At 62.4% G+C, this 19,199-nt stretch carries 18 protein-coding genes; 7 read left to right on the forward strand and 11 right to left on the reverse strand.

Annotated elements, in window-relative coordinates; genetic code table 11:
* Nucleotides 1-316, forward strand: a 316-nt coding sequence (locus tag EN990_RS30700; RefSeq protein WP_245469225.1) for a cytochrome d ubiquinol oxidase subunit II, incomplete at its 5' end; no start/stop codon positions are given.
* Nucleotides 317-373: 57 nt separating this feature from the next.
* On the opposite strand, the gene EN990_RS30705 is transcribed toward EN990_RS30700, so the two are convergent.
* Entirely contained in the window at nt 374-2,962 is a 2,589-nt protein-coding gene (locus tag EN990_RS30705; protein WP_127385460.1) for an AAA family ATPase, read from the reverse strand.
* 222 nt (nt 2,963-3,184) lie between these two features.
* On the opposite strand from EN990_RS30705, the gene EN990_RS30710 reads away from it, so the two are divergent.
* The 3 genes from EN990_RS30710 to EN990_RS30720 all read left to right on the forward strand — a co-directional run bounded on the left by EN990_RS30710 (nt 3,185) and on the right by EN990_RS30720 (nt 4,295).
* Entirely contained in the window at nt 3,185-3,457 is a 273-nt protein-coding gene (locus EN990_RS30710) for a DUF4242 domain-containing protein (RefSeq protein WP_013528685.1), read from the forward strand.
* The gene (locus EN990_RS30715) at nt 3,435-3,722 is read left to right on the forward strand and encodes a hypothetical protein (protein WP_082827512.1); all 288 of its coding nucleotides are present in this window, start codon (nt 3,435-3,437) and stop codon (nt 3,720-3,722) included. Before EN990_RS30710 ends, EN990_RS30715 begins: the two co-directional genes overlap by 23 nt.
* 72 nt (nt 3,723-3,794) lie before the next feature.
* Nucleotides 3,795-4,295, forward strand: a complete 501-nt coding sequence (locus tag EN990_RS30720; protein ID WP_063173443.1) for a hypothetical protein — start codon at nt 3,795-3,797, stop codon at nt 4,293-4,295.
* 62 nt (nt 4,296-4,357) lie between these two features.
* Here EN990_RS30720 and msrA read toward each other — a convergent pair whose 3' ends face one another.
* From msrA to EN990_RS30745, 5 genes are all read right to left on the reverse strand, one after another.
* Entirely contained in the window at nt 4,358-5,095 is a 738-nt protein-coding gene (gene msrA / locus EN990_RS30725; RefSeq protein WP_024504097.1) for a peptide-methionine (S)-S-oxide reductase MsrA, read from the reverse strand.
* Between the two features lie 142 nt (nt 5,096-5,237).
* Nucleotides 5,238-5,516, reverse strand: coding sequence for a hypothetical protein (locus tag EN990_RS30730; protein WP_027162827.1), 279 nt, complete (start codon nt 5,514-5,516; stop codon nt 5,238-5,240).
* A gap of 101 nt (nt 5,517-5,617) precedes the next feature.
* The gene (locus tag EN990_RS30735; protein WP_127388490.1) at nt 5,618-6,316 is read right to left on the reverse strand and encodes a DUF1223 domain-containing protein; all 699 of its coding nucleotides are present in this window, start codon (nt 6,314-6,316) and stop codon (nt 5,618-5,620) included.
* 272 nt (nt 6,317-6,588) lie between these two features.
* A complete protein-coding gene (locus EN990_RS30740) occupies nt 6,589-6,960 on the reverse strand; it encodes an endonuclease domain-containing protein (protein ID WP_127369712.1) in 372 nt (123 codons plus the stop codon).
* A gap of 108 nt (nt 6,961-7,068) precedes the next feature.
* Nucleotides 7,069-8,241 (reverse strand): TadE/TadG family type IV pilus assembly protein, encoded by a 1,173-nt coding sequence (locus EN990_RS30745; protein ID WP_024504099.1) that lies wholly within the window; start codon nt 8,239-8,241, stop codon nt 7,069-7,071.
* Nucleotides 8,242-8,428: 187 nt separating this feature from the next.
* Between EN990_RS30745 and lepA the strand changes: the two genes are divergently transcribed.
* Nucleotides 8,429-10,234, forward strand: coding sequence for a translation elongation factor 4 (gene lepA / locus EN990_RS30750; protein WP_063169622.1), 1,806 nt, complete (start codon nt 8,429-8,431; stop codon nt 10,232-10,234).
* 1,525 nt (nt 10,235-11,759) lie between these two features.
* On the opposite strand, the gene EN990_RS30760 is transcribed toward lepA, so the two are convergent.
* Complete coding sequence (locus EN990_RS30760) at nt 11,760-12,665, reverse strand: DNA-processing protein DprA (protein ID WP_127370024.1); 906 nt, start codon at nt 12,663-12,665, stop codon at nt 11,760-11,762.
* Nucleotides 12,666-12,964: 299 nt separating this feature from the next.
* On the opposite strand from EN990_RS30760, the gene EN990_RS36370 reads away from it, so the two are divergent.
* Nucleotides 12,965-13,150, forward strand: coding sequence for a hypothetical protein (locus EN990_RS36370; protein ID WP_127370025.1), 186 nt, complete (start codon nt 12,965-12,967; stop codon nt 13,148-13,150).
* A 41-nt stretch (nt 13,151-13,191) separates the two neighbouring features.
* A complete protein-coding gene (locus EN990_RS36375; protein WP_127370026.1) occupies nt 13,192-13,476 on the forward strand; it encodes a hypothetical protein in 285 nt (94 codons plus the stop codon).
* A gap of 512 nt (nt 13,477-13,988) precedes the next feature.
* On the opposite strand, the gene EN990_RS30775 is transcribed toward EN990_RS36375, so the two are convergent.
* The 4 genes from EN990_RS30775 to EN990_RS30790 all read right to left on the reverse strand — a co-directional run bounded on the left by EN990_RS30775 (nt 13,989) and on the right by EN990_RS30790 (nt 19,170).
* Complete coding sequence (locus EN990_RS30775; RefSeq protein ID WP_127369490.1) at nt 13,989-15,629, reverse strand: ABC transporter substrate-binding protein; 1,641 nt, start codon at nt 15,627-15,629, stop codon at nt 13,989-13,991.
* Nucleotides 15,630-16,137: 508 nt separating this feature from the next.
* Nucleotides 16,138-17,085: an alpha/beta hydrolase gene (locus EN990_RS30780; protein WP_127388491.1), complete on the reverse strand. Its 948-nt coding sequence runs from the start codon at nt 17,083-17,085 to the stop codon at nt 16,138-16,140.
* On the reverse strand, nt 17,082-17,762 hold the full coding sequence (locus EN990_RS30785; RefSeq protein ID WP_127369492.1) for an isochorismatase family protein: 681 nt from the start codon (nt 17,760-17,762) through the stop codon (nt 17,082-17,084). Before EN990_RS30785 ends, EN990_RS30780 begins: the two co-directional genes overlap by 4 nt.
* 103 nt (nt 17,763-17,865) lie before the next feature.
* Complete coding sequence (locus EN990_RS30790; RefSeq protein WP_027161258.1) at nt 17,866-19,170, reverse strand: Xaa-Pro peptidase family protein; 1,305 nt, start codon at nt 19,168-19,170, stop codon at nt 17,866-17,868.
* Between the last annotated feature and the right edge of the window lie 29 nt (nt 19,171-19,199).

A 19,199-nucleotide genomic window follows, 5' to 3' on the forward strand; every position in this document is an offset into this window, starting at 1 on the left:
GCCGATCCTGTCGGCGCTGCTGTTTCTGTGGCTGTGGCGGCAGACCTTCCATCTGCCGAAGCCCGACGACCGCCATTCACTGACGCCGTTCCTGACGCTAGCGGCCATCTTCGCGCTTGGCTTTGCCGGCCTCGCCTGGTCGTTCTACCCGTTCGTGGTGCCGGATCGCCTGACCATCTGGCAGGCAGCCTCGGCACCGGAAAGCCTGGCCATCATCCTGGCCGGCACCGTGGTCGTGCTGCCGATCATCATCTTCTATTCCTTCTATGCCTACCGGGTGTTCGGCGGCAAGGCGACCGACCTGACCTACGATTGATCCGCTCCACCTCTTTGACGCAAAAGCGCCATGCGCTTTCCCCAGGAAGGGCTGCTTTCAGATCAGCCCGGAATCGCGCGCGGCAGCTGTGGCCTCGCCACGCGAGATGGCATCCAGCTTACCCAGAACCGCGGAGACATGGTGATCGACGGTTTTTGGTGAAATGGTCAGATGCTCTGCGATCCGCTTGTTGGAGAAGCCGCGCTCGATCAGTTGCAGCACTTCCATCTGGCGTTGGGTCAGGCCGGCGCTGTTGGCGCGCGTGGTCTGGCGCGGCCCCCGGGCGATGCGAATGACGCCGTTGCGCCGCATGATTTCGCGCACATGGCTCGCAACCGGCTTGGCTCCAAGGGTCTCGAATATCTCGAGTGCCGCACGCTGCGCCGGCTCATCGCCCTGGGCGAGCGCGAGCGCACGTTCATAAGGTGCGTTGAGATCCGCCCAGACCGCGGCCGCCCCTTGCCAGTCGCCAGCCAGGAGCATTCGGTACGGCGCGGCCATGCCGGCCGTATCCCCCGCGTCGCGACCGGCGGAGAGGATCTGGCGCCAGCTGGCCAGTTCGGCAAACATGGCCCGCGTCGGCGACAGGGTCTCGGCAAGGTCGATCAGCCGCAGCGCCTCGGCGATTTCCGCCTCGCCGAGCCATGCCTGCTCGGCGACGATGGCGGCGTACGGCAACAGCCGCTGCAATTCGGCTCCCCTTTCCAGGAACCGATTCATTTCCGCCAGCAGCGGCTCGGCCGAAGGATCTCCGCGCCGAAGACGCAGTTTCACCAGGGCCACCAAAGCGGGATAGCGGACCAGCGCCGTCGCCTGGTCATTGCTTATGACATCCAGAGCTTCGGCGGCAGCTTCGTTCCAGTATCCCTGACGCAACAACAACTGTGCCCGAACCCCACGCATATAGTCACGCCAAGTCGCCAGATCGTTGTCGACGCAATAGTCGATGCCGCGATCGAGGAAGGATTGAGCCTGGCTGTAGCCCAATTGGTTGATCTCGCCACAGGCGCAATTGGTGAAGGCACGCGCGGCGTGCTCCTGAAAATTCTGCTCCAGCGCGATTTCGAGGCTGCGGGCGAGATGCAGCCGGCTGCTGGCCAGATCCAGCCACTGCTCGGCGGCGCCGACATTGTTGAGCGCGTGACAAACGACATCCTGCCGGTCCAGCTGCTCGGCAAGCTCGATCGCCCTGCCGCCCAGCGACAGGGTCTCGTCGAGCCTTTCGGCCAGCATCGCCAGCTGCGAAAGGTTCGAATAGGCCATGGCAAGTTCGGCACTGGCGGGAACTGCCTCCAGCAACGCGACCGCCTGGGCGCCGAACAGGTCGGCTGCCGGGCGGTCGCCCAACAGATAGGCGAAGCGCGATAGCCACCTGAGGCTGTCGCCTTCCTTCAGCGTGTTGCCAAGCGCCTTTTGCAACGCGCGGGCTTGTTCCTGCGCCTTGATGGCCTCGTCAATGCGGGCGATCAAGTGACACTCGAAGGCATACTGCTCGTAAAGTCCGGCGCGTTCTTCCACGGGCAAGGTGTCGGCCTGCCGCAAGGCGACCTCATAGTAGCCGGCGGCGTCGCGATGGGCGCCGACACGCGAAGCCTCGCGCGCGGCGATCGGCGCGAATTCGCGCACCGCCTCGAAATTGTGCGCTTCCACGGCGTGATGGACCAGGCGTGCGGTGGCGACGCCGCCGTTTTCAAGCAGCGCCGACAGCGCGCGCTGGTTGAACAGTCTCCTGTAACTTGTCGTCAGCATCATCTCGATGGCGCGGCGTGCGATTTCATGGCGGAAGGCATAGCCATCGCCCAGATCGTCGAGCAGCCCATTCGACACACATTCCGCCAGCTGTCCGGCGCTGGCGACGCCGCACAGGCCCTGCAGAGCCCAAGCATCGGCCCGCCTGGGAAACACCGATACCGCGTCCAGCATCGAGCGGGCACCGGCGGACAACCGTTCGGCCCGCGCCACAACGGCGTCCCGCACGCTGGCCGGTGGCGTCATCTCATTGTCGGCGCACAGGAGCTCGGTGACGAAGAAGGCATTGCCGGCGGTGACCCGGTAGATGGCGTCGCCATCGCGGCCGGCAGCGCTGGCGAGCGACAGGACGGCCGCCTCGCTCAACAGCGGCACGTCGATACGGGCAACGTTGCCCGACGGAATTTCACCCAGCGCCCGGCGCACACGCGCCTGTCCTTCGCTGCGGTCGGTGCGCGCCGTCAACAGGACCAGGATGTGGGTGTTGGCGATGCGCCGGCCAAGAAAGCGGACGAAATCGAGCGTCGCGTCGTCCGCCCAATGCAGATCCTCGATTACCAGAAGCGTCGGCTGGGTCCTTGTCTCGAACACGTCGAGGGCACCGGAGAACAGTGGCAGCCGCTGACCCTGCCTGGCGTCGATCGCCTGCGGCATCGCCCATTGCGCCTCGCGGGCGAGGTCATAGAGCGGTCCGAGCGGATCGGGGATCGACAGGTCCTCGCAGGCGCTGCGCAAGATGCGCGTAGCCTTGGCCGCGCCGGCGACGAAGGCCTCGACCAGTGCGGTCTTGCCGGCGCCGGCCTCGCCCGACAACGCCACCACGCTGCCGCGACCACGCGCGGCTTCGGCGAGAAGTCCGTCAAGCTGCTCCAGCTGTGTCTGCCGTTCCAGAAGCATGATCGTCCGCTTTTCGTGATCCGGGTCGCTGCCGCACCCCGCTTTCGTCAGGCAGGATAGCGCGGCCCGGTATCGGCTTTGTGGCTCCAGCAGTGAACGCCGTTAACATGGGGAATCGTCCCACGAAACATAGGGAAAGGTTCCGATGCGCGCCCCTGGCGAGCGTGATCAATGTCCTCCGCGCTCAAAACCGGGCGTGAAACAGTAAAAAAGGAACCTGATATGCCTCGCTATGTGGTTGAACGTACATTTCCCAACGGCCTCAGCGTGCCGGTGAACGACGCCGGCGCCGATGCGCTGGGCGGCGTCATCATGCGCAACGCGGAGAAAGGCGTGACCTGGGTGCAGTCCTTCGTCTCGCCCGACAAGAAGCAGAGCTTCTGCATCTATGACGCGCCTTCGCCGGAAGCGATCCGCAGCACGGCCCAGAAAAACGCGCTGCCTGTCGACAAGATCACGGAGGTGCGGGTTCTTGACCCTTACTTTTACCGTTGACCCGATCGATGAGCATCAAACTGCCCTTCGCGGCGACGGCAGCGTGCCTGACGAATCGTTCAGCGGGCCGTCGGCGGCGTCGAGACCCGTCGGACGAGACCCGTTACCGGGCCGGGCTTTCTGGCGGCTGGCCTCGCTGCTGTTCGCGCCATTGCGCAAGAGTCGGCGTCGATTGCCTCCGCAGGACGATTATCTGAGACGCGACATCGGCCTGCCGGAGCTCGAGGGGCTGCCGCACTACTGGGACTTCACCCGGTACCAATGATGCGTGCAGCCGAGATCCGACGTCGCAGCGGGAGCGGCTGCTCCCGCGCGCCATCAACAAGGAGGAGAGAACATGAACATCCATCTGTGGACCAAACACCTCATCAACCTTTCGATCCTGTCGATCGCGGCCACCGCGGCCAATGCTCACAACGCTGGCGCGCTGGACGAGAAGGTGCGGGCAGCCAACAGCCGCTTCGAGAACGTGGCGATGGCGACGGCCGAGGGCTATGCGCCGATCCCTTGCGCCAGCGGCATCACCGGCGGCGCCATGGGCATCCACTATGTCAATGCCGGTTATCTGAAGGACGATGCGGTCGAACTCGCCAAGCCCGAGGCGGTGATGTACGAGCCGATGGCAAACGGCAAGCTGAGGCTGGTGGCCGTCGAGTACATCACCTCGAAAGGTCCGGCTTCGCTGGAAGGGCAGCTGTTCAATTTCGACAGCGCGCCCAACCGCTACGGTCTAGGCCCGTTCTATGAACTGCATGTCTGGGCCTGGAAGAAGAACCCGGCCGGCACCTTCGCCGACATGAACCCGACTGTGTCGTGTGACGCGATGAAGGCCATGTAGCCGGCAGGGGCGGGGCGGCTGAGTGCGCAAATCTCCCCCCGCGAGGGGGAGATTGGGCATTCTCAGTTGCTTGCCGCCAGCACCAGCACCGGCTTCTCGCTATAGAGCGCCGGGAACAGGGCCTTCAGGTTCGCCACCTTGGGCAGGTCGTTGTAGACGATGTAGGGATAGGTCGGGTTCAGCGTCAGGAAGTCCTGATGATAGTTCTCGGCCGGATAGAAGGTCTTGCCGGTTTCCAGCGTGGTGACGATCGGCTCCGGGAACACCTTGGCCTGGTCGAGCTGGGCGATGTAGCTTTGCGCGATCTTCTTTTGGGCATCGTTTTCGGCGAAGATCGTCGAGCGGTACTGCGTGCCGGAGTCCGGACCCTGGAAATTCAGCTGGGTCGGGTTGTGGGCGACCGAGAAATAGACCTGCAGCAGCTGGCCGTAGGTCACCTTCGACGGATCGTAGGTGATCTCGACGGATTCGGCATGCCCGGTACGGCCTGAGCCGACCGTCTCGTAGACGGCGGTGTCCTTGTCGCCGCCGGTGTAGCCGGAGACGGCCCTGGTCACGCCCTTGACGTGCTGGAACACGCCCTGCACGCCCCAGAAACAACCGCCGGCGAAGATTGCCTTTTCAGTGCCGGTGGCCGCCTTCTCGTCGAGTGCCGGCGGCGGGATCTTCACCGCGTCCTCGGCCGAAACCGCCGGCGTCAGCCAGAAGGCGGCGCCAGCGGCGGCCAGCGCAAGAACGGCGAGCGCGCTGCGGAAGACGTTCGACGATTGTCTGATGACTGGTTTTTGAATGTCGGTCATGGCTTGAGCTCCTGTGACGTCCATCATGTGGAGTCTATTGGATAAGATACGATCATGCGACGGGCGAGTTGCGGCCGAAGCCTCACTTTCACGTGCATCCGGCTTCGGACCCGCGGGACCGAAGCCGGAAACAGCACCGCCTTTACTTGGCCGGAGCCATCGCATCCGTTGCCGGCTTCATGGCGTCAGCCGCCGGCTTCATGGAATTGGTGGCCATCGGGTCGGCAGGCTTCATCGCATCCGTTGCAGGTTTCATGGCGTCTGCGGCCGGCTTCATCGCATCCGCGGCCGGTTTCATGGCATTTGCAGCCGGCTTCATCGCATTGGTCGCGTCGTCGGCACGGGCGATGCCGCCGGCAAACAGCGCCGTCGAGCACAGAGCGAGAGCGAGTGCCGGCAGCGTCAGGCGGGAAGTGGTCATGATGATCTCCTTGGGTTGGTCGTGAAGGCGCGCCCTCTTGGCGGCCGTGCTATGCGGCGCCGCTCCATGCGGCGTTGCGCAATTTCTTGTCGAAGCGCGATCTAGTCGGTCGCGGCAGCCAGGATCGGTCCGCCACCGGGCGACTGCACGAGCACGGCGGTGCTCAGGCCGCCGGACGCGGCGGGCAGAGGATATGTCGCGGCCGCGCCGGTCCAGCTGCCGAGTTTTTCGAGCGCATGCACGACATTGGCGTGCGGCAAGGTGCGGCCGGTATTTTCGCCGCGCGAAACCGGCACCTCGACCACGCCCTTGGCATAGCGCACCAGCCAGACATCGGCGTGGCCGCCAGGTGCGGCGCCGGCGCCGATGCTGATCTTGCCGCCATCGAGTGACAATGCCGGGCCGCTTGTCCGGCCGCTCGCCGCAATCAGCTTTTCGATTTCGCCGGGTGCGGCACCGACGACATCGGCATGGCCGTTGACCACCACTTGCGGCGTGAACGGCCCGTCATGACCGAGCGCCGGCTCATAACTGACCTGGCGCCGGGTGAATTCCTGTTTTCCGAAGATATCCTTCCAGCCGAGATAGTCCCAGTAGGTGACGTTGAACGACAGCGCCAGCACGCCGGGCTGGTCCTTGACCTTGATCAGATTGGCATTGGCCGGCGGGCAGGACGAGCAGCCCTGGCTGGTGAACAGCTCGACCACGCTGAGCGGCTGGGCCGCCGCCGCACCGAGCGACGCTGCCAGCGCAATCGCCGAGAGGCTGGACACTTTGATGAACGTACAGGATCGCGACATCGGCTTGCTCCGTGGGCGGCGGCGCCTGGAAGCACCGCAGATATCCCCACTTCGCCGCTGTCGGCGCCTTCGTTACAGCGCTCACCGGTTTGTGATCGGGCCGCAGGCGTTCTTCCCTTCTCCCCCTGTGGGAGAAGGTGTCGCCGCAGGCGACGGATGAGGGGTGTTCCAGGGAAAGCCAACGTCTCACTCCGCTGGAACACCCCTCATCCGTCTCGGCGCTACGCGCCGATCCACCTTCTCCCACAGGGGGAGAAGGGAAGAACGCGCCCCTACCGCCAAGGCTGTAGGCTGGTATCCCGTACATAGGCGATGATGGTATCGCAAACGGCGTTCATGTCTTTCAGAACGTCATCGTTCCAAAAGCGCAAAATGCGAAAGCCTTTCTCTTCCAGGTGAGTTTTGCGGACGCGGTCAGACTCCAACTCCGCATGCTGGCTGCCATCGATCTCGACGACCAAGCGTGCTTCGAAGCAGACGAAATCAGCAATGTACTTTCCAATGGGAACCTGGCGCCGAAATTTTATCCGGTCGAGCCTGCGGTCGCGCAGTTCATGCCACAGCCGGTCTTCCGCTTCCGTCATTACACACCGGAGCGAACGGGCGAAGCTTCGTTTGGCTGGCGGGACAGGTTGATGCGGCATGGCTTAGATTAGCCGGCTATTGCGCTCCGTCCAGCACCCCTCATCCGTCTCGGCGCTACGCGCCGATCCACCTTCTCCCGCAAGGGGAGAAGGCAAGAGGAGCAGCATCTACTGCGTCAGCAGTGTGTCGGACGGTCGCTTGTTGAAGTCGCACTTGCCCATCACGCTGTAGAAGAAGTCGGCGTTCGTAACGTCTGGCAGTGGAGGATTGTTGCCGCCGTCTTCCCATGCCTGATCGCTGGTCTCGCTGCAGGGCACCACGGCGAAGATGTCGACGACCGTGTTGCTGGCAACCTCGACGGGGAGGTATTTGGAAGGGTTCAGGGCCTTTTGTGCCGCGGTGCTGTACCCGGCGCCGAGGTAGAGCCGGTTCGACGTGTCTGTATTGTTCGACCTGAGCGGGTTGACCGGCCCGGACGGCACATCCATCTGCAGATAGAGCTTGTCCATCGTGCTCACGTTGATTGTTGCGCCACTGCTGTTTCCGGCGGAATTCGTGGTCGCGCACGTCGTCTTGAAATAGACGGTGGAGCCGTTCGTTTTTCCGCTTTTTGCCACCGCGGTGCTTTTGTAAACTCCCGCAGTGGCCGTGAAATCGGTTGTTGATCCTACTGTCGTGCACAGTTGGGTCTGAACCAGCGTATCGGTTGGTCCCGTGGTAATAGTTGTCGTCCCGTAACCTTTCGGCTCGGCAGCGGTATAGGTCTTACCACCGCTCGTATAGGAATAACTATACGCTTTGTAGTTATAGTTGGCCTTCATCATGGCCGTCGGCGTGGTCGTGGAGGTCCAACCGTAGGGAAGGCCGTACAGAGTCATGGTCTTGTTCCAGTAGCCCGAAACGTGATCGACATTGAACGTAGCTTCGACCAGCGCCGGCGTCTTGCTCACCGCCGACGCGACGCCGACCGTTACCGTGGGAATCCTGGCGATCTGCATGAACACGGTCGGCATGGCGAAACTTGCCGAGGCCTGCGCGGTGGCGGTGCCGTTGGCGCTGACGTCGAAGCTGTTCAGCGTCGCGGTGCCCTGTCCACCATTGGCCACGTAGGAAGCCTGCATCGCCACCTGGCGCTGCGGCTTCGTCGAGGCCGTATCCATCGTGGTGATCGACAGGATCGCGGCGTCGAGTGCCGCCTGCTCGGTCGACCTGGTCTGGACAGCGGAGGTGTAGTCGACGGAAAAGCCGATCGCCGTGATCAACGGTATCATGGCAAGAATGAGTATCGGTGCGAACGAGCCGCTCCGCGACTCGATAAAACTGCCTGCAAGCCCCCGCATGCCTTCGTCCTTACATCAGATATTTCCCTCCGCTAACATCCCGTTCGCAAATTATGCTCTAACGGGCTTGGTTAAAATTTATAGATTTTTCGCGAAAAGCGCGAAAAAAGCGACAGGCGCCCGTGCTGCCTGCTCCGGCAAAGGCGCACAGCTTGCTCGGGCAAGCCACCCCTGCTAAACGCGCGCCATGAGCACGCCCCTCGACCACATCCGCAATTTCTCCATCGTCGCCCATATCGACCATGGCAAATCCACGCTTGCCGACAGGCTGATCCAGCTGACCGGCGGGCTGGAGCTGCGCGACATGAAGGAGCAGGTGCTGGACTCGATGGACATCGAGCGCGAGCGCGGCATCACCATCAAGGCGCAGACGGTGCGGCTGAAGTACCGCGCCAACAATGGCGAGGACTATATCCTCAATTTGATCGATACGCCCGGCCATGTCGACTTCGCCTATGAAGTGTCGCGGTCGCTGGCCGCCTGCGAGGGCTCGCTGCTGGTCGTCGATGCCTCCCAGGGCGTCGAGGCGCAGACGCTGGCCAATGTCTACCAGGCGATCGACAACAACCACGAGATCGTCGTGGTGCTGAACAAGGTCGACCTGCCGGCCGCCGAGCCCGAGCGCATCCGCGAGCAGGTCGAGGAGGTGATCGGCATCGACGCCTCCAACGCCGTGCTGATCTCGGCCAAGACCGGCCTTGGCATTCCGGACGTCCTGGAGGCCATCGTCCACCAATTGCCGCCGCCGCGCGAAGGCGACGCCACGGCGCCCCTGAAGGCGATGCTGGTCGACTCCTGGTACGACGCCTATCTCGGCGTCATCGTGCTGGTGCGCGTCATCGACGGCGTGCTGAAGAAGGGCCAGACCATCCGCATGATGGGCACCGGCGCCAAATATCTGGTCGAGCGCACCGGCGTGTTCACGCCGGCGCGCATCAATGTCGACGAGCTCGGCCCCGGCGAGTTCGGCTTCTTCACCGGCTCGATCAAGGAAGTGGCCGACACCCGCGTCGGCGACACCATCACCGAGGACAAGCGCGCCACTGCCAAGGCGCTGCCCGGCTTCAAGCCGGCGCAGCCGGTGGTGTTCTGCGGCCTGTTCCCGGTCGACGCCGCCGATTTCGAGGATCTGCGCGCCGCGGTCGGCAAATTGCGCCTCAACGACGCCAGCTTCTCCTTTGAGATGGAGACCAGCGCAGCGCTCGGCTTCGGCTATCGCTGCGGCTTCCTTGGCCTCTTACATCTCGAAATCATCCAGGAGCGGCTGGAGCGCGAGTTCAACCTCGACCTGATCGCCACGGCACCGAGCGTCGTTTATCGGCTGGCTCTGACCGACGGCTCGATGAAGGAACTGCACAACCCGGCCGACATGCCCGACGTGGTGAAGATCTCGGCGATCGAGGAGCCGTGGATCCGCGCCACCATATTGACCCCCGACGACTATCTCGGCGGTATCCTGAAGCTCTGCCAGGACCGGCGCGGCATCCAGGCCGACCTGTCCTATGTCGGCAAGCGCGCCATGCTGATCTACGACCTGCCGCTCAACGAGGTCGTCTTCGATTTCTACGACCGGCTGAAGTCGATCTCCAAGGGCTACGCCTCCTTCGACTATCACCTGACCGACTACCGCGAGGGCGACCTGGTGAAGATGTCGATCCTGGTCAATGAGGAGCCGGTCGATGCGCTTTCCATGCTGGTGCACCGCACGGCGGCGGAAAAGCGCGGCCGGCAGATGTGCGAGAAGCTGAAGGAGCTGATCCCGAACCACCTGTTCAAGATCCCGATCCAGGCCGCGATCGGCGGCAAGGTCATCGCCCGGGAAACCATCTCGGCGCTGCGCAAGGACGTCACCGCCAAATGCTACGGCGGCGACGTCTCGCGCAAACGCAAGCTGCTGGATAAGCAGAAAGAAGGCAAGAAGCGGATGCGGCAGTTCGGCAAGGTCGATATTCCGCAGGAGGCGTTTATCCAGGCGCTGAAGATGGGCGATTGAGAAGCCGGTTGGTGCGCGCAGCGCGCCAAGTCATCGATCCGGTGGATCGATGGCAGGCTTCGAAAGCGGGGGAGCTGCCGGAGGCAGCGGGCCCCCCGCCAGCGCGGCGCTGACGCTGCGCGGTGGAGAATATTCTCCGGGAGGTGGGGTGGGGTGTTCGCCGGGCGCAGGCGGAGGCTCTCCCAAATCCGCAGTAATTTCTCGAAAAATGCCATCGATATTCGCGAAGATCAGCCGACCTAATTCGACAACGTCCGATGCGTCGCCCAGACGAATAAAACGCATGGTTCGCAGGCATAGCACCGCAATGTCATCGGGCGAATTGTTCGCTGTTTGATAAACAGGCGGGAATGAGGATAGAACGGCTCGGGCCAATCTTGGCTCTAGGCGCGGCGAAGCAGTATTCCAAACATGTAGGGCGACAGACTGGCTTCCGACTCGGAGGCCAAAATTCGGTGTGAACTTAACCGAAAAGATTTCGCTCGGGCTTCGCACGGTAGTTGGCGGGAACTCCAAAATCGCGCCCAGGTTAAGAGCTCTCCAAGCCTCCAACTGCTGTAGGCCAAGTTGAGCGGATCGTCTCTCTGGCTCTTGTACAAACTCTCTAACGACTCTCCAGCCATCAGACGTTGGCAGAGTCGGCGGAGGCTACTGTGAAAATCATAGCCTCCCCCTCGTGGCGTAAATCTTCGACGCAGCTCCGTCCGTTGCGGTCGGTCGTGTCATATGTAAAATTCTTAAGAAAGCAGAAATTCCGAACGCTGGCATTGAGACACCTTCGCGGATTTCGATTCGCAATCACTAATATATACGAAGATTCCTATTTTGTTCTCTCATTTAACATGCCAATCGCTAAAGGGTGAATATGGCATAGTTAGAATCGGAGAGTCGTGGCTTTCGATCACTCGGCTAGGGTGTCAAACAGCGAAGGCTGGTCGTCATCATGGACAACGCGGGCGAGGAACACTCCCTTTATCGGGACGTGCGGGTAAGCCTCATGGAGAAGTGCCTGTGCCGCCTTAAAAGAAGCTCCCCTTGCGATCACATCATCAAATATTGCAATCGTATCGACGCTCTGGGGCAGGTTAACAGTTTGGAATGCCCAGCCCGCCTTCAAACTTGCGGGTCTGGTCGATTACTAGTATCATGAGCCGCAACGCGTTCTTCAATTTGTTTTATACAATTAATAATTATCGCGCCAGCTCCAAAACTTCGAGTTATCAGTCGCAAAAGTCTATCGTCATAAGCTGGGTGGCTGACGGGCTTACTGCACGGAACAGGGCACCAAGCAATCTTTGACAAGCGATCCGTTAGCACTGCGCTACGAAGTTTTTCTGCCCAATAGTCAGTTGACCGCGCCTTATGTTTATAGCGATGGACATTCTCATCGCGGATTGCAGGGCTCATTTTAAAGTTTAAGATGTGGTTGTTCGTCTCGGACTTATAACCCCCGTGCGCGGTATACTCCCCCAGATAAAGGATATAGTCATCTTTCTCTAGGAAGCCATGCTCCCCGCGTGTCAGATCATCGATCTTTGTAAAGCGCGCTGACATTTGCCAAAATATCTTCAATACCAGAAACTCGGATCGCGCCTAGTTCCTCGAACCTGTGGGGCCACGTTATATCGGATCTATGAAAACAGCTTTCAAGAATTAATAGCGGTCGACCTTGTGCTAAAGCCGCTCGCGCTTGCGTGAGTGTTCCAGATGTTTCCCCAGCTTCAACAATAACAGTTGCATCCGTCAAAGCACTCATCGTTATGTTCCGCTCTGGGAAAAAGGTTCGCGTCTTATTCAAGGGCATAGCCTTGTATGCCACAACCGGAACCTGCGATATCAAAAGGTTCTCTCGGGCTATCTTCTCATGAATACCCCTATTTTCTCTCGGATAAGCCGTAGAAATTGGAGTTCCCACTACTGCAATTGTGGGGAATTTCAGAGATATGGCTGTTTCATGGACAATTGCATCGATCCCTTTCGCCAGCCCGGAGACCGGAATAATTTTGTCAGAAATCAGCCCCTGGACTATTCGGCGGGTCTGCAAAATACCTTCATCGCTTGGCTCACGAGTGCCCACCACTGCAATAGAAGGCTGTTCTGAGAGCGCCCAATAGCCTTGATAATAAAGCAGTTCGATAGGATGTTTCGCTACACGAATTTTGTTGGGATATTCGCCGGCGCCGTGAATCCTGACACCATACGGAGCAGAGCTAAATTTCCGTATTTGTTCATCTGCTAGTTCGGCATATTTGACTGCTGTGGGATATGGGACGAAATCAGAGGGAACAGAAAAGGGGACACCGCCGAACCTGTCGGCAATCGACTTAAATGATGCCCCATGGTCCAGCCAAAGGGCCTCATACGCACCCATTTCCAACCAAGGAGAAATGGGGTCGGAAGACTTAAGATCGAATTGCGTAGCTGCGGTCATGTTGCCTATTTAGGGCTGCATCGGCAGATGTTCGACTGGAATTGCGTCAAGGCGCATTTTGGAACAAAACAGGAACTTACACAAGAGACTTTATTGCCGAGCATTTGCAATCGGTTACGTCGTATCCTAATCGGGAATTGCCGGGGAAAACGCCTCCCCTTGTAGCAGGGAAGCCCTGTCGTACAGGCGGCGAGAATACTTGGCCGTCCGCTCCATTCCCCTTCTCCGATGTCCGCCCGTCACCTATTGTAAACGCCCCGCCCTGTCGTATCCTCTCTCCCGGCTTGGGGAGACATCACATGCGTTCCACTCTAGACACCGTCGCCGCGATCGGCCTCGCCATCGGCGGTGCCTTCGGCCTTGCCGGCACCTTCGTCGCCAGCGCCCCACTTCGCGAAACACTCTGGACGATCGACGGTGCCGCACTGGTGGTCGCCACCGCGCTGTTGACGATGAAATACCAGCGGCTGGCAATGACTGCATAGCCGCGGGCTTCCTGACCTTCCTGGCCGGAGAGACCCTGCTGATGGCGGGCAATGCGGCGGGGCTGGAGGCCAGCGTGCCCTCCTATGTCGGCGGCATCTCGCTTTGGGCGGCGGCACTGGTCATGGTCAGCGTGCCCAGGACATTTGCCCTGTGGATGCGGCTCACCGCGCTGGTGGCGGCCGTGCTGTTTGTCGTCTCGGCTTGCATGATCCTCTGGGGGGCGCCCTTGCTGCCGACCTCGGCACCGCTGCCCGCCGCGGGCTATCCGTTCCTGGTGCTGACCTTTGTCGGCTGGATCTGGACGCTGCTGAAGCCGGCCCGGTGAGGCTTTGTCCGCTTGCGTACCAAACGTCCGGCCTGGTTGATCGGGCATCGGCGGGGCGGTAAAAAATCCGGGCGGCGGACCCAGGTTCGCCAGTGGCCGGCGCGGGCTCAGGCAACTGCCTCACCGGCATTCGCGCCGGCCATTTTCAACCCGTCAGATGATCGCAGCGATCCACCGGCTAGCCCTGCACTTGAAGGGGCGCTGACGCTTCTGACCTTCTCCCCTTGTGGGAGAAGGTGGATCGGCGCGCAGCGCCGAGACGGATGAGGGGTGCGTGACGGAGTGAGGCGGTGAAGGTTCTGCTCTGGTTCAGGGCGTTTACTGTTGGCGTATCGCCAAGCTGGAACACCCCTCATCCGTCTTGCCGCTGCGCGGCAATCCACCTTCTCCCACAAGGGGAGAAGGTTAGAAATGCCGGCGCATCACCGTCGCCCGGCCCTTCGCAGGCTCAGAGCGTTCGAGGCTCGTAAAGCCAAGCAATTGGCTTTACGTCCGCTAGCGCGGACCGCCTCTCAACTCTCAATCCACACCTTCTCAAAGTGCTGCTCCAGCGCCTGGTGCTGTTCGCAGCCTTCGACGCCTTTGCGGTAGGTGCGGTAGACCGAGCGCCAGTAGGGTTGGATGATGATGCCTGAATCGCGCAAATTCTGCTCGATCTTGCCCATGATCTCCTTGCGCGCCTTGGCGTCGGGTGTCGCCAGTGCCTTGTCGAGCAGCGTGTCGAACTCGGGATTGGCGTAGGCGCTCTCGTTCCAGGCGGCGCCGGATTTATACGCCAGCGCCAGCACCTGGACGCCGAGCGGGCGGCCGAGCCATTCGGTGCAGGAGAAGGGGTATTTGCTCCAGTCGTTCCAGAAGGTGGCGGCCGGCAGCACGGTGCGCTTGATCTTCAGGCCGGCCTCGCGCATCTGCGCGCCGATGGCGTCGCCGGTGCTCTTTTGCCATTCGACGTCGACGGAGATGAGCTCGAACTCGTGGTCTGATTTGCCGGCCTCGGCCAACAGCTTCTTCGACTGCTCGACGTCACGCTTCGCCGGGCCGATATCGGCATATTCGGGGTGCATGGGGCCGACATGGTGGTTGTCGGCGGGCTTGCCGCGGCCGCCGAGGCCGAGCGCCAGCACGGCGGCATTGTCGACGGCGAGCTGGGCGGCGCGGCGCACCTTGACGTCGTCATAGGGCGCGTTGGCGACATTGAAGCGGGCGACGATGGTCGAACCGGTGGCGATCTCGGAATTCATCAGCCCCATCGTCTCGGTCTGCGAGACGGCATCGGAAGCGGTCTCGTGGTCGGTGTCGATCTCGCCGGATTCGAAGGCCGAGAGCATGGCGTTGGGGTCGGAGCCGTAGTCGACCCATTTGATGCCGTCCAAGTAGAATTCGCCCTTCCACCAGGGCTTGTCTTTGCGCTTCACCTCGGCACCGGTCTCGGCATCCCAGCTGACCAGCTCGCAGGGACCGGTGGTGATGGCCAGCGCCTTCAGGGGATCGCCGTCGCCCTCATAGGAGCGGTGCATGATCAGTGCGGGATAGTCGGCCATGCCGGCGATCAGCGAGATGTCGGACTTGGGCAGGTTCAGCTTGATGGTGAAGTCATCGACCTTTTCGATGCCGCCATCGACGACCTTCTTGGTGTCGGCATTGACCAGCGCGCCCATGCGCGCGGCGACCGAATTGCCCGGCACGGAAGCGTCGCACCAGCGGGTGAGGTTGTGGATTACATCGTCGGCGTTGAAGGCATCGCCGTTCGACCAGGAGATGCCCTTGCGCACGTGCAGGGTCAGCGTCCTGGCGTCGTCGCTCGCCTCCCAGCTTTCGAGCAGCCAGGGCTCGAAGGAGAAGTCGGTGTTCCAGCGCACCAGATATTCGTTGCAGTGGCGCGCGACATTCGACATCTCCACGCCGTCGAAGGTGCGCGGGTCCTTGAAACCCTTGACGTTCATGGCGACGCGCAGGACGCCGCCCTTCTTGGGTTCCGCCGCGCGGGCAGGGATGGTGCCAAGTCCGCCCAGCGCCAGCGCCCCGGCGGCGCTGACGCCGAGCCCGGCCATCAGCGCCAGATATTCGCGGCGGTTGATGCCGCCGGCCTTGAAATCGTCGGCCACGGGTTTGGCTTGCGGGTGGAGTTTGCGGTCGGTCAGCATGAATTTCATCGTCGTTCCCCTGTTGTTGATGCATGCCGCCCAAAAGTGCCCAGCGGTTTTGGGACAATGGCATGCACAGAAAAATCGCCCCGGCCGATCGACAGGCGCGGGGGCGGACGCGACCGCCGGGGCGCCGTTGCCTGAGGGGGAATGATAAGGCTGGGTGACGCTAGGGAGTGTTCGGTTTTCCGCAGTGATTGTGCGGGGTTCCGCGGGGGGAGTCGGCGATTGGCGTATGCGTTGGACGATGGCGCGGCGCGAATCTCCCTCCTTGAGGGGGAGATGTCGCCGAAGGCGACAGAGGGGGTCGGTACGACGGGACTCGACCTCCTATGTTCCATTGTTGAAAAGAGGATGCCGGCGCTTCACGCGAGACGCCCCCTCACCCAGCCTCCGCTTCGCTCGGCTGACCTCTCCCCGAGGGGAGAGGAGACTTGCAGCGCCGGCGCTTCTCTCTTCTCCCCAGCGGGGAGAAGGTGGCCGCGAAGCGGCCGGATGAGGGGGGCCTTCGCCACGTTCAATACGGCCACTCGCCCCTGCCCAGCGCGCCAACCGCGCCGACAATCCGCGCAAACGCTTCCGCGGCTGCCGGCACCGTGGTGCGGGCACGCAGGAAGCTGTGCACCAGCCTCGGCTCTTCGTGCCACCACGCCTTGCCGCCGGCGGCCACAATGCGGTCGCGGTAGGTCTCGCCATCCGAGGACAGCGGGTCGCATTCGGCGGTGACGATCACCGTCGGCGGCAGGCCGGTGAAATCCTTGTCGCGCAGCGGCGCAAAAGTCGGATCGTCCAGCGATTGGCGCCTGGCCGAGCGGACGTCGCGGTAGAAGGCGACGTCGGTCACCGACAGCAGCGGCGCGTCGGCGTGTTCGATGTAGGAGCCGGCACGCTCGTCGCCGCCGAGCTCGGGGTAGATCAGCACCTGGCCGATCGCAGCGCTGGCGTGCCGGCGCGTCGCCTGCGCCACCGCCGCGGCCAGATTGCCGCCGGCGCTTTCGCCGCACAGCACCAGCGGCAGGCCTGATCTCGCCGCTGCCCATTCGAAGGCGGCCACCGCATCGTCGAAGGCGGCGGGATGGAGATGCTCCGGCGCCAGCCGGTAATCGACCGACAGCACGTCGAAACCTGTGCCGGCGCAGAGCTCGGCGCAGATGTCGTCATGGCTTTCCAACCCGCCGAGGATGAAGCCGCCGCCGTGGTAGTAGACCACCATCGCCTTGGCGGCGTTGCCCTCGAGCCGGTAGCGCCGGACCGGGATGTCGCGGCCGGCGGCGGCGATCAGCCCGTCGCTGGCCTTGACGCCAGCCGGGCGGCCCTGGTGGAAAGCCCGGCTCATCCGGTCGTAGACGGCGCGCTGCTTGTCGATCGGCAGGCCGATGATTTCGGGCGGATACCAGGCGTTGACGGCGTCGATATAGGCCCAAAGGGCCGGGTCGAGCCGTGTTTCGTAAGAGCCTCGCGTCATAGATCGGCGTAGAGCGCGGCCGCGTTGTCGAAGCTGAAACGCAGCGGCACCGAGCCCTCGACCTGCCAGACGGTGACGGTTTCGCCGGCCAGCAGCCGGCAGGCGTCGTCGGTGTCGGTGACGGCGCCGCCATAGAGCCGGTTGGCGAGGTTGAGGATACCGGTCTGGTGCATGGCCGCGCTGCCGCTGCCGCAGGCATCCTTGACCAGCAGCACGCGAAAGCCTTTTGCCACCGCATCCTTGACCGACGCGTCGATGCAGGCCTCGGTCCAGACGCCTGATATGACCAACCATTCGATGCCGGCCGACTTGATGTCGCGTGCCGCCGGCCCGCAGCGGAAGGCGCTGGCCTCGGCCTTGATCAGCAGCGCCTCGCCCTTGGCCGGCGCCACCTCATGGCAGATTTCGGTCAGCGGATCGCTCTTGTCGGAAAAGGCCGACTTGCCGTCCTCGCCGAGCGGATGAAACGGGCGGTCCTGGCTGTCGAGATCGACGATGTAGGCCCAGTGGTAGAGCGGCACATGGTTCTGCCGCGCCGCCGCCTGCAGGCGCTGGACGTTGGCGAGGATGCTGCTGAAGCCTTCAACCAGATAACGCGGGTCCTGCCGGTGCTCTTCCTGCAGGTCGATGAAGATCGCGGCTACGGTGCCGCGCTTGAGGGAGATGGGCGTTTTCATGCGGCGCCTGCGTGATGCATGGGCGAGGCAGTCAAAGACCCTTCCGTATGCCGGCGGGACAGAGGAGGGCGCCAGGCAACGAGGCGCTCATTGGTTGCCCGTATCAAACCTGCGTCTCCAGAAACTCGTCCTCATAAGGAAAGCGCGACAGAAGCTCCGTGCCCGTCTCGGTGATCAGGATCTCGTCCTCCAGCTTGACGCCCTCGCGGCCGCCCTTTTCGCCGATATAGCTTTCGACGCTCACCACCATGCCTGGCACGATATGGCCGTCGCGGCCATAGGTCTCGTAATCCATGGCGTGCGCGATGAACGGTGTCTCGCCATGCATGCCGACGCCGTGCATGACCGAGGTGTAGCGCTGGTCGACGAAACGGTCGGGGATCTTCCACGCCTGCTCGGCGATCTCGCGGAAGGCCATGCCGGGCTTGACGATCGAAATGTTGTGCTGAACCTGGTCATGCGCCATGCGGTAGAGCGACTTCTGGTAGGGCGTCGGCTTGCCCGGCCCGCAGCGGAAGGTGCGCGAGAAATCCGAATAATAGCCGTAGCAGCCGATGGTGTCGGTATCGAGCGCCAAGAGTTCGCCGGGGCGGATCTTGCGGCCGCTGGCCTCGTTGAACCACGGGTTGGTGCGCTGGCCTGATGTCAGCAGCCGCGTCTCGATGAACTCGCCGCCCTGGCGGATGACCTCGCCATACATGATGGCGAACAGGTCGTTTTCGGAAACACCGGGCTTGATCGCCTCACGCACCGCATAGACGGCAGCCTCGGCGCCGGCCATCGACACCTGCAGGCATTTGACCTCTTCCGGCGTCTTCACCGCGCGCACCGCCAGGATTTCGCCCTGGCAATCCCTGACCTCACAGCCGCGCTTTTCCAGCGCCAGCGCCTGCAGATGGCTGCAGCGGTCGAGGCCGAGCTTCATCGAGCCGCCGCCATGCTTTTTCAAAAGCTCGGCGATCTCGTCGGCGAACGGACCTGCGGTCTCGTCGTCGCGGCCCGAGACCGACGACCAGACCAGCTTGGAAGGCCGCGCCTCGTCGATCGTGTCGAGCACCATGGAGACATGATAGCTCTGCGGATATTCGAACAGCACGATCGGCCCGTCGGTCGGGATAAAGAAATAGCGGGTCGAGTTGCGCAGGAAATAGCCGAACATGTTGCGCGAGCCTGTGGCGTAGCGCTGGTTGTACGGATCGAACAGCACCACGCCGCCATAGCCGGCCTTGCGCATCCAGCCGCGCAGCTTGGCCAGCCGGCCCTTGCGCAGGGCGTCGGCATCGATGAAGGACGGTTCGGTGTCCGACAGCCACATGCCGCCGGCCGGATCGGCCGCCGCGGGGTGGCGCATGCGATCCTTGAAGTCCACGTCCTCGGTGCTGTCGGGGTCGAAAACGACGATGCTCATGGGGTGCCTGGCCTTGGGTGGGTTGGGAG

This window comes from Mesorhizobium sp. M7A.F.Ca.US.005.03.1.1, assembly GCF_003997975.1.
Taxonomy (GTDB): domain Bacteria; phylum Pseudomonadota; class Alphaproteobacteria; order Rhizobiales; family Rhizobiaceae; genus Mesorhizobium; species Mesorhizobium ciceri.

Bases quoted from the DNA above. Each gene is read 5' to 3' on its own strand.
- msrA (WP_024504097.1), bottom strand. From the start codon at position 5,095: ATGACCGACATTCAAAAACCAGTCATCAGACAATCGTCGAACGTCTTC.
- EN990_RS30710 (WP_013528685.1), top strand. From the start codon at position 3,185: ATGCCTCGCTATGTGGTTGAACGTACATTTCCCAACGGCCTCAGCGTG.
- lepA (WP_063169622.1), top strand. From the start codon at position 8,429: ATGAGCACGCCCCTCGACCACATCCGCAATTTCTCCATCGTCGCCCAT.
- EN990_RS30720 (WP_063173443.1), top strand. From the start codon at position 3,795: ATGAACATCCATCTGTGGACCAAACACCTCATCAACCTTTCGATCCTG.
- EN990_RS30780 (WP_127388491.1), bottom strand. From the start codon at position 17,085: ATGACGCGAGGCTCTTACGAAACACGGCTCGACCCGGCCCTTTGGGCC.
- EN990_RS30730 (WP_027162827.1), bottom strand. From the start codon at position 5,516: ATGACCACTTCCCGCCTGACGCTGCCGGCACTCGCTCTCGCTCTGTGC.
- EN990_RS30735 (WP_127388490.1), bottom strand. From the start codon at position 6,316: ATGTCGCGATCCTGTACGTTCATCAAAGTGTCCAGCCTCTCGGCGATT.
- EN990_RS30775 (WP_127369490.1), bottom strand. From the start codon at position 15,629: ATGAAATTCATGCTGACCGACCGCAAACTCCACCCGCAAGCCAAACCC.
- EN990_RS36370 (WP_127370025.1), top strand. From the start codon at position 12,965: ATGCGTTCCACTCTAGACACCGTCGCCGCGATCGGCCTCGCCATCGGC.
- EN990_RS30745 (WP_024504099.1), bottom strand. From the start codon at position 8,241: ATGCGGGGGCTTGCAGGCAGTTTTATCGAGTCGCGGAGCGGCTCGTTC.
- EN990_RS30785 (WP_127369492.1), bottom strand. From the start codon at position 17,762: ATGAAAACGCCCATCTCCCTCAAGCGCGGCACCGTAGCCGCGATCTTC.
- EN990_RS30705 (WP_127385460.1), bottom strand. From the start codon at position 2,962: ATGCTTCTGGAACGGCAGACACAGCTGGAGCAGCTTGACGGACTTCTC.
- EN990_RS30760 (WP_127370024.1), bottom strand. From the start codon at position 12,665: ATGACCGCAGCTACGCAATTCGATCTTAAGTCTTCCGACCCCATTTCT.
- EN990_RS30790 (WP_027161258.1), bottom strand. From the start codon at position 19,170: ATGAGCATCGTCGTTTTCGACCCCGACAGCACCGAGGACGTGGACTTC.
- EN990_RS30740 (WP_127369712.1), bottom strand. From the start codon at position 6,960: ATGCCGCATCAACCTGTCCCGCCAGCCAAACGAAGCTTCGCCCGTTCG.
- EN990_RS36375 (WP_127370026.1), top strand. From the start codon at position 13,192: ATGGCGGGCAATGCGGCGGGGCTGGAGGCCAGCGTGCCCTCCTATGTC.